The sequence below is a fragment of the Rossellomorea vietnamensis genome, assembly GCF_008180415.1.
GTDB lineage: Bacteria > Bacillota > Bacilli > Bacillales > Bacillaceae_B > Rossellomorea > Rossellomorea vietnamensis_C.
Genome location: NZ_VTEI01000013.1, coordinates 104,921 through 117,701, shown reverse-complemented (window position 1 = coordinate 117,701; position 12,781 = coordinate 104,921). Strand labels below are relative to the sequence as shown.

Here is a 12,781-nt window from a genome sequence, read left to right as displayed (position 1 = left end):
CATATAAAAAAAGCGAAATCAAGGGTTATGTAAGCTCCGCCTTTGAGTTCGCTTTTTTATCTGAATTAGTATTGTAATTTACTTTCTACCTGCTGACAAACCTCATCAGCGCTTAAACCGTTTGCTTCAATAACAGAACCCTGAGTGACCACGTTTGCGATCCCCATTACATTGGAATCCAGTCCAGTCAGGACACAGCAGTCACAGCCTTGTGCATCAGTCTCCTGCTTCAATTCCACAACATCATGACCTTTTTCACGAAGTGCTTGTACAACATTTTGAAGAGATTCTTCTACTCCAATTCTTCTTGACATGTTTCCACACCTCCTTAGTATACTCATAGGATTTTCCATCAAAGGCAATGGTATTCATTTTATTTTTTGTTTTTTTGTCTGCCGCTCTTCTTTTGGCTCTGGCTCTGGCTGTTGCCCGCCTGAAAATCATCAGTACTGAATTCGACATCATTCTTCCCTTGCTGTTTAGCCAGTTGTTCTGAGGTTTGGTCTGGATTCATCTTACCTTGTTTACTCATTTTGATTCCCTCCACTTTCTTCATTTCTGAACCGCAAAGCTGCAGCTCTGATATTCGACCATAGTCTTTGCCATATCATCTAGATTTATAAGCTGCGCCTCTGTAAAGAGCTAGTTTAATCTCGAATTAAAGGGGTATTAATAAAATATCAGCAATTAAATGGAGGATGATTTTTGAGATGGAACAAAACTTACAAGAATTAATTGAAGGATTAAATGAAGATTTAGCAAATGAATATACAGCACAGATTATGTACACCAACTATGCGGCAGTCGTATCAGGTCTGCACCGCGCAGTCCTTAAGCCTTTCTTTGAAGGAGAAGTCGGCGATGAACAAGGCCACGCTCTATACTTGGCAGAAAAAATCAAAACACTAGGCGGTACTCCAACAACAACTCCGGCTCCTGTTAAGCAGACCGATAATGTGAAGGAAATGCTGCAGGCAGCACGCCAAGCAGAGAAAGAAACGATTGACCGCTACAAAGTGCGTAAAGAACAGGCAGAAGCATTAGGGTTAACTGAGCTGGTTGTTAAATTGGATGATCTTATCTCTGATGAAACACACCACATGGAAGAGCTTGACCGCATGCTGATGGATCCTGCTTTTCAATAAATAACGGATAGAAAAAAGCTTTCTCCGATTTGGAGGCCACTGAAAAAGTCCAACAATTAGTTTAAAGGCAGAATCGCTCACTTCCAAGAGCGATTCTGCCTTTTTCATAAAAGTTTTATGAAAGAGTGCTGGTTTTTTGTTGAGGAGGCCCACTCCGCTTGGTTGGGTGAATAATGTAATGGGCTTTAGAGAGAAAATCGTCCAGTCATTCCCTTAATTGGGTACTCAGCCGTAAATAAGGGAACTTTTTTCCCTTATCGGCAATTTCAAGGTTATTACGGGGAAAATAGAGAAACTTTTTTCCCTTATATGATAAAAAGCACAATTTTTCTAGCGTATTAAGCTAATTAAGGGAATTTTATTCCCCTATTTTAGCTTTTCTTAGAGTTTTGTAAGAAATAAGGGAATCTCTTTCCTCTATTTAGTATCCAAAACACTGAACTACATAGTTAAGCACCACCGGTAGCACCCTTCTATCTTTCCAGCGGTGGCAGGCAAATAAAAAATACAAAAGGATTCTAACGCTGATACAGGGTAGAGAGCAAGAAAAAAGTCAATACAATCCTTCCTCTTTAAGGAAGGATTGTATTGACTTTATCTTAGGTTAAAGCAAGTAGACTATAAAACTCGGTAGATTTTCAGTGCCCTCCCGATTGGGGGAAAGCTTTTTTCGTGATTAACTGAATTTATGTGTTAATACGGAGCCAAAGGACATTTTTATAACACTGTAAAATCCAACCATTCTTCCGGAAGCAGCCCCTGGTATTTTGGGGTCAAATACCGGTCATCAACAAGCACGATCACACCTGTGTCTTCCTCTGTTCGAATCAGCCTGCCTCCAGCCTGAAGAACCTTGTTCATGCCGGGAAGGATATAAGAATAGTCGTATCCATTTTTACGGAGCTTATTTGAAATGATCCTTAATAATCTCTCTCTCCGGCCCCAGTTGAGGAAGCCCTACTCCAACAACGATCACACCATTGAGCCGGTCTCCCTTCAAATCAATACCTTCTGAAAAAATGCCTCCAAGAACAGCAAATCCAATGAGAGGAGATTCTCTATCAGCATGAAAAGCTTGCAAGAATGCTTCCCGCTCATCTTCTGTCATACCAGCTGATTGGATAAGCACATCAGCATCAGGATCACTTTTCATAAAAGCTTCATACACCTCATTCATATAGCGGTAGGACGGAAAGAAATACAAATAGTTCCCGGGACGCTGCTTCATTAATTCCTGTGGGAGGGAAACTAAGGGCTGGATGCTCCTTTCCCTGTCCCTGTATCTTGTTGACAACGGCTTCAGGAAAACTTGGGAATTTTCCTTTGGAAATGGAGAAGGAATCTTGAAGCGATAGTCCTCATGTTCTCCGCCCAGCAGCTCGAAATAGTACTGAAAGGGCGACAAGGTGGCTGAAAAAAATACGGCTGAAGAGAAGCTTTTGCTTGTGCGGCTTAGAAGTTCAGATGGATTCAGACAGAAAAGCCTGATTATCGTCTCTCTTTTGCCACTATCAATATAGGTAACATAATTCTCATTATATAAGGAGGAAATCTTAATGAAATTATGTGCTGCAAAGTAGGTCTCGAGCAAGGTGCTCTCCCCGCTCTGTCCCGCCAGCTCTGTTTCAGCACTTCCTATGAATCTCTCAAGCAGTTCCAAAAGCTCTGGAAAAGCTTCTTTATAAACTTCCATTCCTGTTTCCTCATACTGCTTTCTCAAACTGATAAAAAAACGATTGATTTCATGGCTGACCGCATATAATTCTTTGTTCTTTTCCTTATAACTGCGTTTAAGCTCTAAGAATGAAGACTTCTCCAGCTCGGCTGAAAACATCGCCCTTCCCCTGTCTACAAGATTATGGGCTTCGTCTGTTAGGAGGACCGTCCGTTTTTTCTGTGAATCAGATAATCTTTTCAAGGAGACCCGCGGGTCAAAGATATAGTTGTAGTCACATATGACAGCATCCGCTATATAGGAAAGATCAATGGAAAATTCGAAGGGACAGACTCTGTGCTTTCTTCCATATTGCTCTATGATCTGCCTGGTCATCCTTGTTTCATTCCTGATTATATCCATTACTGCTTCATTGATTTTGTCGTAATAGCCTTCAGCAAATGGGCAGGAGCCGCTTTGGCAGAGGCCCTCTTCCTTTAAACACGCCTTATCTTTGGCTGTAATAGTAAGCGTTTTGGCCGCCAATCCTTTTTGCTCAAGCATTTCAAAAGCTTCTTCTGCCGTTGTTCTCGTTATCGTTTTTGCCGTTAAATAATAGATTTTGTCTATAGATTCTTCCGCCAATACCTTTACGCTTGGAAAGATCGTAGAGATGGTCTTTCCTGTACCAGTCGGCGCGTTGGCAAATAGGGTTTTCTTTTCCTTTATGGTCTTATAGACAGCTCCTGCAAGATGGCGCTGCCCTTTTCTATATTCAGGGAATGGGAACGGAAGCGCGGCTGCCGATTCATTCCTTTTCTCCTTGTGGGTGGTCAGCAGTTCAGCGAAAGGATAGTAAACTTCAATTGTCTTTGACGCAAAGTCCTCAAGCTGGTTCAGCGTAAAGCGCTGCAGGTAATGAATCATTTCCTCTGTTTCCACGTGGATGTATGTAAGCTTGACCGAAATTTCTTGAAGATTATGATCCTTGGCATAGATATACGCATAAAACTTCCCCTGCGCCCAGTGAACCGGATATGAATCTTCTGCCAGATCACCCAAACTGGACCGGGTCGATTTTATTTCTTCAATGATTACGTCTTCTTCTTCAAAAATGAGTCCGTCACATCTGCCTTCCACTATAAAGGACAAATCATCAAACGGGAGAACAGTGCTCAAAAACTCCTCTGCCCGGTCTCCCTCTTTGTAGTTTTTCTGGATTTTCTTATGAAGACGAGTTCCTTCAGTCATCGAGGAGGTGGTGTGGAATTTCTGATCGATGCTGCCGCTCTTATAAACATACTCAACTAGATTCCTTACAGAAACTCTCACTTCCTTCAAGCCTGGTTCCTCCTCTTCACTTCACTGATGCCTTGTCAAATTTTAAACAAAGGGTATTGTTGCAGGGCTAATGGCGGAATCGTAAGACCCACAGCGGCTTTTAGACCGTATTCGTTCATAACGTATGTTCATTACTTAATCTTTTGAATGAATACTACTTTCAGGTAATCTCCCTGTTTGAACTGGCTGATAGTACGAAAATCTTCAGGAAGGGAGAATTCCTCCATCAATTTATAGGCACTTCCTGATTCTTTAAACGCTTTGTCAATAAAGCTTTTGAATCTTTTCATATCAAAGATGCTTGCATTTGTAGAGGCAACGATGATTCCATTTTTCTCCGTAATGGCTATGGTCTGTTTCAGCAGATCGGTGTAATCCTTTGCTGCTGAAAAAGTATGCTTTTTCGAACGCGCAAAGCTCGGCGGATCGAGGATGACCATATTGAATTTAAGCTGTTTTTTCACGGCATACTTGAAGTAGTTAAAGACATCCATAACAATGATGTCCTGCTCCTCGTAGTCAATTCCGTTTATGCTGAACTGCTCGATGGTCTTGGCTTCGCTCCTGTTTGCCAGGTCAACACTGGTTGTCTTCACCGCTCCGCCGAGGGCAGCAAAGACGGAAAATGCGCCTGTATAAGAAAAGGTGTTGAGAACCGTTTTTCCTTCCGCATACTTGTCCCGAATCAGTTTCCTTACATCCCGCTGATCCAGGAAAACGCCCACCATGGCTCCATCGTTTAAATATACGGCAAAGCTAGCTTCATTTTCTTTCACTATAAGAGGAAATTCTGCTCGCTCACCTGTGACAAAATCATCATCATCTATATACTTTCCGCTTTGGGCAAACCGCTTCTTCTGATAGATGCCTTTACTATCAACAAGCTGCTTCAGCGAAAGAATGATATCATTTTTGAATTGATAAATGCCTTCACTATACCAGTTGATCAGATAATAGCCGTTAAAGTAGTCGATGGTCAGTCCACCTATACCATCACCTTCTCCGTTAAATACACGAAAGGCATTCGTTTCGTCACTTTGGTAAAATTCAAGCCTTTGGCTGATCGCGTTGTTCAGCTTTCTTTCAAAAAAGCCCTGGTCGATCCGCTCTTGCTCCTTCCAGCTCAAAATCCACCCCAGCCCTTTATTCTGTTTGCCGTAATAACCTCTGGCGATAAATTGCTTGCGCCTGTCTACCAGCTTGATGATGCTCCCTTCTTCTTGGAGTCCTGCTGCAGATGCAAGCGCATCGCCGCTGATAAGAGGGAAGCCTTTTTTAAATTTATCTTCGAATTTGGGATTCACGGTCAATATGATTTCTTTCATGATTTCATCCTATCCTTTGTATAATTTAGGCGTTACTACATATATTTCACAGAGAGGGACAAGTATACTCTTTATGGCGCCTCATCGCGGTAAAGCACTGATAAGATTTTCCCTCTTTTCACTTTAAAGCGGTAATGTACATTTCTTATTTATTATCGCATTTTTTATGGTTACGTAAAAATATTTTATAAAGGAAGTTATCTATGAGAGAACGAACGGTCTTTTTCTTTGTGGGGTTAATGATACTCACCTTGGGGGTTGCGTTGATTATCAAAGCCAATTTAGGGGCCTCATCCTGGGATGCGCTGGCCGTCGGGGAATCAACTACTTTCGGGATAACGGTCGGTACCTGTGTCTTCATCAATGGTATCATCCTTATTTTTATCAATGCATTTCTGCTAAAACGGAAGCCTGAACTGCTTGCTGCTCTTTCCATTTTCATTATTGGATTGATGATCGATTTTTGGCTCTTGATCGGTTTGAAAAACTTTGCTCCTGACCACCTTGGTGTGCAAACAGCTGCACTTGTGATTGGAATTCTCGCACTTGGTGTCGGGATTGCAGTGTATTTGCAGGCAAAGTTCCCCTCCAGCCCGATGGACACCGTCATGGTCGCCATTTCTGAAAGGTTTGGATTAAGCCTGCGCAGCTCTCGGCTGATCAGCGAAGGATTGGCCCTTGCTCTTGCTGTGGCGTTTGGAGGCGCAGTGGGGATAGGCACTGTCATCGTAACTCTTTCCCTTGGATTCATCGTCCAGTTTTTCTTCCCTAAGTTTGAAGGCCTGCTTAAAGCCTGGAGCCAGAAGCTTTCTTTTAAGTAGCTCATTTGTTATAGTGGTTTTTGGAAAATAACTACGTATCGAAACTGCCATCCTGGCAGTTTCTTTTTTAACACTTTCAAGAAGTAACGAATCTACCGTTTGGGAGGACAACATGACAAATAGAAATAAGGGAATCCTGCTCCTGCTGGTTTCTTCATTTGGCTTTGCCATGATGGCAGCATTTGTGAAGCTTTCAGGAGACTTGCCCACCGTCCAGAAAACCCTGTTCAGAAACTTGATTTCTGCCATCATATCCTTCGGGTTTGTCATCTACTATAAGGAAAGGCTGTTTGGCAAAAGAGAGAATCAGAAATTCCTTCTTCTTCGTTCAGCACTGGGTACGCTTGGCATAGTTTTTTTCTTTTATGCGATTGATGAACTCGTCTTATCGGATGCAGACATGCTCAATAAATTAAGTCCGTTTCTGACGATTATCTTCTCAGCCATTTTCCTGAAAGAGACAGCCCGCAGATTTCAAATTATCGCCATTATTATCGCATTTCTTGGAACACTGCTAATTATCAAACCTGAATTTTCTGTGGATACGATTCCATACTTGGCAGGTATTTTGTCAGCCGTTTTTGCCGCTGGAGCCTATACCGTTCTCAGAGTATTGGGGCAAAAAGAAAAATTCTATACAGTGGTTTTCTATTTTTCCTTCTTTTCTACTGTCGTTCTGCTTCCATTTGTCATCATGTGGTATGAACCAATGGAAACGCGGCAATTGGTTTATTTGATTCTTGCCGGTATCTTTGCGACTTTAGGCCAGTTTGGGATCACGATTGCCTACAAGTATGCTCCGGCAAAGGAAATCTCGATTTTCTTCTATTCAACCGTCGTGTATTCAGCACTGATCAGCATTGTTTTATTCGGCCAAATCCCGGACATCCTGAGCATTGTTGGATATATCATCATTTTCAGTGCCTCCTTCTATATGTTCATGAAAAATAAAGAAGGTGACAAAGCAGGAGCCTGAAGAAGAGACTTCAATACATTACAGCACTAAAAGGGACTGTCCCTCTCAGTGCTTAAAGTAAAAAAGGAGCGCGGAATAGATTGATTCCGCGCTCCTTTTTGCAGTTTGGAAGGGTTGAAAGTTATTCAAAAACCACCGTCATAACTCGCTCGAAATATCTTGATAAGCAACCAGGAAAGAGCTGCTCTCTCTGTTCTGTTCAAAGCTCCCGCAAATCAAATTTTCCCCATTCTAAATAGGAAGGCAGCCCATTCTATTTAAATGATTTTAATTCCCCGGTGCCCTGCTCCTTATTTGCATTTTTTTGGAGGTGCATGTTTCCCTTTCCTTGAAACTGTCTGTTCAATGGCAAGGCAACTCTGACTTCTGTCCCTTTGCCAAGCTCGCTTTTATAGGTGATTTTCCCCTCCATCGCCTCGACGATCCTCAGCGATACCATCGTCCCCAATCCTGTTCCTTTGTCTTTAGTCGTATAAAACAAGGTGCCGATCCGGCTGAGCTGCTCTTTGGTCATTCCTTTTCCGTTGTCTTTTACAGTAAGCCTCACATCCTGGTCATCAGATGATAGGATAACATTGATTCTTCCCCCAAGTGCGGTAGCTTCTATGGCATTTTTAATGATGTTGACAAGAGCCTGCTTGAATTGGTTGCGGTCTGTGTGTAGATATACTTCTTCTTTCAGTTGGCTGTCCAATTCAACTCCCTGTTTAATCGCCAAGGGTTGAAGAAGGGCAATGACATCAGACATGATTGAAGAAAGTTCCAGCCTTTCAATTTTTTCAAACTGCGGTTTGGCAAAATTCAAGTAATCATTAATAATCGCCTCAGCCCGGGCGAGCTCACTCAACACCAGGCTGAGATATTGGTAATTATCATTCTTTTTTTCCTGGCTTTTCATCAGCTGTAGAAACCCTTTTACAACAGTAAGGGGGTTCTTTACTTCATGGGCTATGGAAGCAGCCAGCTCTCCAAGGGTATTCAGCTTTTCAGCACGCTGCATTTCCTTCCTCATCATGCGCCTTTCAATTACAGCTTCGTGAAGCATAGAAGCAAAACCGATGCCTACAATCTGGATTACGCCAAATAGAAGGACATATACCATTAACTCCCGAAGGTCATTGACAGGATTCTTGGAAAAAATCAGCCAGGAAATCAAGATTGAAAACATAATAAATGATGGCCAAATCCCCAGCCAGATAGCTGTTATAATTCTTTTCCTAGCCTGATACCTCCAAAACCGCTTTACAAATAAAAACGGAACGGATGCAGCAAGGCTGGCACTGATATAGCCAAACAACAGAGCATCGCCGCTCATAAAAGTCCTGGCTCCAATAATCGAAATAAAGGTGATGACCCCTGCGACAGGACCTCCATATAAAACAGAAAGAACCAGAGGAACATAGCGGAGGTCCCAATATAGACCGTAGCTGTAGTATGAAACAGTAAGACACAATACAGCTGAAACCCCATACATCATTCCTATAAAATATGGTGACTGTCCAATGCGCCGGTTTTCAAAAAAGGAGGTGTACACCAAAATAGGAGCCAATATGACAAAAACGTGCAATAACAGCTTTTCAGCAAGCATCAGATTTTCCTCATCTCTTGTAGTATATTGTAAGAATACGACAAGTTCTGGAAATCCCCTGCAAAAGTACTAATATTTTGTTGGATTAGGGTATAAGCATATCTAATTAACAGGCCCTCCGCAGGATACTGGTAGGCCTGACGAAATAAATGTCCGCTGCTGTGGAATCGTATGCATAAATCCATAAAGATGCTCTTTCTCAAAACCTTAATGGCCATTGAGACGGCCTGGCTTGAGAGATATTGGGCCGCAAACCTTCTTTACGGGCCAGTGAGATGGCCTGGCTTGAGAGATATTGGGCCGCAAACCTTCTTTACGGGCAAGTGAGACAGCCTGGCTTGAGAGATATTGGGCCGCAAACCTTCTTTACGGGCCAGTGAGATGGCCTGGCTTGAGAGATATTGGACCGCAAACCTTCTTTACGGGCCAATGAGACGGCCTGGCTTAAGGGATATTGGGCCGCAAACCTTCTTTACGGGCCAATGAGACGGCCTGGCTTAAGGGATATTGGGCCGCAAACCTTCTTTACGGGCCAATGAGACGGCCTGGCTTAAGGGATATTGGGCCGCAAACAAAAATTATGGGCGAGTGACCTGCCCTAATTTAGTAAATAATGAACCATATATTAAATTAACCGGCCAGCGGACAAAAATCCATTGATATACCTGCGGCCCCCTGACAGCAGCCATAAAAACAAAAAACCTCCGAATATTCGGAGGTTCTCCTCTTTATCAAGAAACTTTTTCTTGATCTGGTTTTGCTTCATTTTCCCAGAAGTCAGCATTTTTAATACCCAATTTAACCGGATCAAACACCGGATCAATTCCTTGCTTTTTCTGCTCTTCATAGTCTTTCAATGCTTTCAGTGCAGGCTTATAAAGGAGGACAATCGCAACCATGTTCAGCCATACCATAATGCCAAGACCTACATCACCCAATGCCCATGCAAGTGCAGCTGTTTTCACTGCGCCATACATCGTCGCACCGAGAAGGACAATTTTCAACGCAGGGATAGCCCATTTATTATTTTTTCCTTTTAAAATGTAAGCTACGTTTGTTTCAGCGATATAATAATAGGCCATGATCGTTGTGAAAGCGAAGAAGAATAGTGCGACAGCAACAAATCCTGCGCCGAACCCCGGGAGTACACTTTCAATGGCAGCCTGTGTATAACCAGGACCAGCTTCGACTCCGTTAAGGTTGTTGACGAGCATTGTTCCATCTTCTTTTTCAACATTGTACATTCCTGTAAAAAGGATCATGAATGCAGTTGCTGAACAGACAAGCAGGGTATCAATATAAACCGAAGCGGACTGTACCAATCCCTGCTTGGCAGGATGAGATACTTCAGCTGCCGCAGCAGCATGCGGTCCAGTTCCCTGTCCAGCTTCGTTGGAGTAGATTCCGCGCTTTACTCCCCATGCAATTGCCATACCGACGATTCCGCCAAATGCAGAATCCAGAGCAAAAGCACTTTTGAAAATAAGAGCAAATACAGCAGGCAGTTCCGTGATATTCATGACCACGATGATCAGAGATAAGAAAATATATCCTATTGCCATGAAAGGTACCGCATATTGGGCAACCTTTGCTATACGTTTTACGCCGCCAAAAATGATGACACCAAGAAGAATGACAAGACCTATGGCAGTGATCCATTTATTAAGTCCGAATGCGTTTTCCAGTCCCAAAGCGATTGAATTGGATTGAATCCCAGGCATCAGCAATGCCATTGCTAAAATCGATGCAGCTGCGAAGATGACTCCATACCATCTCCAGCCCATTCCTTTTTCGATATAGTAGGCTGGCCCCCCGCGGTATTGTCCGTCTTGCTTTACTTTATAAATTTGAGCAAGAGTTGATTCAATAAATGCTGAACTTGCTCCTATAAAAGCGATGGTCCACATCCAGAAAACCGCTCCCGGTCCTCCAAACGCGATGGCCGTTGCTGTACCGGCGATATTCCCTGTCCCTACACGCCCTGATAATGACAGCGCCAAAGCTTGGAAGGATGAAACCCCTGCATCTGAACTCTTGCCTTGGAACATCAGTTTAAACATATCCTTGATGTGCCTAACCTGAAGAAAACGAGTCATAATTGAAAATACAAGTCCTATTGCCAAAATTAAATAAATGACAGGCGAACTCCACAACACCCCATTAAGCCAACCTACAAACGCCTCCAAGAATACTCCTCCTTTAACTTTCAGAATTTTGTTTCTATTCGAATTATATTTCATAACTGGAGATTTAGACAATCTTTTTTTTCATAATTTTGATTTTGGCATCCACTTGCAGGCTTATATGGGGATAAGGAAACTTTCTTTCTGTCTGTATGTTGCTGCCAATAAATGAGTAAAAGGCACAAAAAAAGCAGGACACATTCTGCCTGCTTTCACTTTTACTTAATTACCGCCCAGCCTCTGCTTTTTCCAGCAGCGTATTGGATAGATGTGCAAGTGCTTCAGTTGTAAGGTTTATTTCTTTGATAGACTGAACAATGCTGTCCAAATCTGCCTTGTTTCGCTGAAACATATGTATGTATTGCTCCATCTCCATTTTGACAGTGATAAGACCGCCTTTTACATGCTGGACTTTCGATTGTGAATCTTGAGCAGATTGACTCATGGAACTCATCCGGCTGTCCAGATTACTTACCTGTTTGTTGCTTTGGCCAATAAGCGCATTGATGCGGCTGCTCAACTCCTTGGAGCTTTCCGCAAGTTTTCGTACCTCTGTTGCTACAACGGCAAATCCTTTCCCGCCTTCACCAGCCCGTGCCGCTTCAATTGAAGCATTCAGTGCAAGGAGGTTGGTTTGATCCGCGATGGCTTCAATTCCCTTTGTCATTTCAGTAATGGATCCTGATATATCTTTTAACAGGGAGATTCCTTCAAGAGAATGCTTTACATCATTTGCAACTTTTTCGAAGGCTGCAATTAGTTCCGTCATCTGAGTTTCATTTAAATCGGTTAAGTTTAATAAGTTCTTGCTGCTTTTTTCGGTTTGCTCTGTCTCTTTTAAAATCTGCTCAGCTTTTCCGGTGGTTACAGCCATGGAAGCTTCTGTCTGCTGAACGGAGGCTGCCACTTCCTGACTGATGCCGGTAAGCTCAGTTTGGAGCATGCGGTTATATTCATTCAGCTCATTCAACTCTGTTATTCTGGAGTTTATGTAATTCTCCACCACAAGCTGGGAATCAAGGTTGGTCACGTGGGTTACAGCCAGCAATGCTTCCGAAAGCCTATCCGGCATTGTTTGAAGATGCGATACCAGCTGAGGAATCAACAAGGTATTTATTGCGGAATAAGTGCTGATGAACCACTCAACCGGAAGTCCTGCGCCATTATGCGTTCTTCCGATTCTTTTCCTCATTTCAAAAAATTCTTCATCAAGCCTTCCGCTTAGCAAACTTTCAAAGTAGCGGATGAATACTGCGCGCAGCCTGTCTCTATTGGATGATGCTTTCACAATTCCTGCAAGCGCCGGCACTTCGAACAATTGATCCAGCACTTTATTAAGAAGGTCATCCAGCAGCGGAGTAATGGCAGGACTCAACTCTTGTAAAATGGTTAAATGGTTTTTGGAAAATCCCATGTATGCGAGGCGTTCTGACAAGTGGTCATAAGGAGTGGAAATTTTATCTGATGAATCCGGAAACTTCATTTCTGGCTGAAATTGAACAACCTTTGCTTTGCGCTTAACAAACAACATTGTTGTTTCACCTCTGTGTTTTATTTGTATAACTTTTGTACTACTATTATATACCTATTATGTACAACAACAGATTGAATTGCAATAGATTACTAGAGTAGTATAAAAAGTATTTTACTTTTGAGATAGGCTTTTTTTGTAAAGATTGAACCTTAAACGTTATTGATATACATCTTAGCGGATCTGTTACTGATGCTCCCCTCTTACTCGATTTCCT

9 protein-coding genes and 1 pseudogene are annotated in these 12,781 nt (G+C 42.5%); 3 read left to right on the top strand and 7 right to left on the bottom strand.

What is annotated here, in order from left to right; all coding sequences use genetic code 11:
- Positions 1-65: 65 nt before the first annotated feature.
- Both FZC78_RS18755 and FZC78_RS23845 read right to left on the bottom strand, forming a co-directional pair.
- Entirely contained in the window at positions 66-314 is a 249-nt protein-coding gene (locus tag FZC78_RS18755; RefSeq protein WP_148941605.1) for a YkuS family protein, read from the bottom strand.
- A gap of 59 nt (positions 315-373) precedes the next feature.
- Positions 374-532: a hypothetical protein gene (locus tag FZC78_RS23845; RefSeq protein ID WP_187445006.1), complete on the bottom strand. Its 159-nt coding sequence runs from the start codon at positions 530-532 to the stop codon at positions 374-376.
- A 178-nt stretch (positions 533-710) separates the two neighbouring features.
- On the opposite strand from FZC78_RS23845, the gene FZC78_RS18750 reads away from it, so the two are divergent.
- Positions 711-1,145, top strand: coding sequence for a ferritin-like domain-containing protein (locus tag FZC78_RS18750; protein ID WP_148941604.1), 435 nt, complete (start codon positions 711-713; stop codon positions 1,143-1,145).
- Between the two features lie 717 nt (positions 1,146-1,862).
- Here the strand turns inward: FZC78_RS18750 and FZC78_RS18745 are convergent.
- Positions 1,863-4,140, bottom strand: a pseudogene (locus tag FZC78_RS18745) (ATP-dependent DNA helicase).
- Positions 4,141-4,271: 131 nt separating this feature from the next.
- Entirely contained in the window at positions 4,272-5,468 is a 1,197-nt protein-coding gene (locus FZC78_RS18740) for a class I SAM-dependent rRNA methyltransferase (RefSeq protein WP_148941603.1), read from the bottom strand.
- Positions 5,469-5,668: 200 nt separating this feature from the next.
- On the opposite strand from FZC78_RS18740, the gene FZC78_RS18735 reads away from it, so the two are divergent.
- A complete protein-coding gene (locus tag FZC78_RS18735; protein WP_148941602.1) occupies positions 5,669-6,286 on the top strand; it encodes a YczE/YyaS/YitT family protein in 618 nt (205 codons plus the stop codon).
- Between the two features lie 112 nt (positions 6,287-6,398).
- On the top strand, positions 6,399-7,262 hold the full coding sequence (locus FZC78_RS18730; RefSeq protein WP_148941601.1) for a DMT family transporter: 864 nt from the start codon (positions 6,399-6,401) through the stop codon (positions 7,260-7,262).
- Between the two features lie 253 nt (positions 7,263-7,515).
- Here FZC78_RS18730 and FZC78_RS18725 read toward each other — a convergent pair whose 3' ends face one another.
- From FZC78_RS18725 to FZC78_RS18715, 3 genes are all read right to left on the bottom strand, one after another.
- A complete protein-coding gene (locus FZC78_RS18725; RefSeq protein WP_148941600.1) occupies positions 7,516-8,850 on the bottom strand; it encodes a sensor histidine kinase in 1,335 nt (444 codons plus the stop codon).
- Between the two features lie 731 nt (positions 8,851-9,581).
- The gene (locus tag FZC78_RS18720; RefSeq protein WP_148941599.1) at positions 9,582-11,036 is read right to left on the bottom strand and encodes an alanine/glycine:cation symporter family protein; all 1,455 of its coding nucleotides are present in this window, start codon (positions 11,034-11,036) and stop codon (positions 9,582-9,584) included.
- Between the two features lie 223 nt (positions 11,037-11,259).
- Positions 11,260-12,564 (bottom strand): globin-coupled sensor protein, encoded by a 1,305-nt coding sequence (locus tag FZC78_RS18715; protein WP_148941598.1) that lies wholly within the window; start codon positions 12,562-12,564, stop codon positions 11,260-11,262.
- Positions 12,565-12,781 lie beyond the last annotated feature (217 nt).

Bases quoted from the DNA above. Each gene is read 5' to 3' on its own strand.
- FZC78_RS18755 (WP_148941605.1), bottom strand. From the start codon at position 314: ATGTCAAGAAGAATTGGAGTAGAAGAATCTCTTCAAAATGTTGTACAA.
- FZC78_RS23845 (WP_187445006.1), bottom strand. From the start codon at position 532: ATGAGTAAACAAGGTAAGATGAATCCAGACCAAACCTCAGAACAACTG.
- FZC78_RS18750 (WP_148941604.1), top strand. From the start codon at position 711: ATGGAACAAAACTTACAAGAATTAATTGAAGGATTAAATGAAGATTTA.
- FZC78_RS18735 (WP_148941602.1), top strand. From the start codon at position 5,669: ATGAGAGAACGAACGGTCTTTTTCTTTGTGGGGTTAATGATACTCACC.
- FZC78_RS18730 (WP_148941601.1), top strand. From the start codon at position 6,399: ATGACAAATAGAAATAAGGGAATCCTGCTCCTGCTGGTTTCTTCATTT.
- FZC78_RS18725 (WP_148941600.1), bottom strand. From the start codon at position 8,850: ATGCTTGCTGAAAAGCTGTTATTGCACGTTTTTGTCATATTGGCTCCT.
- FZC78_RS18715 (WP_148941598.1), bottom strand. From the start codon at position 12,564: ATGTTGTTTGTTAAGCGCAAAGCAAAGGTTGTTCAATTTCAGCCAGAA.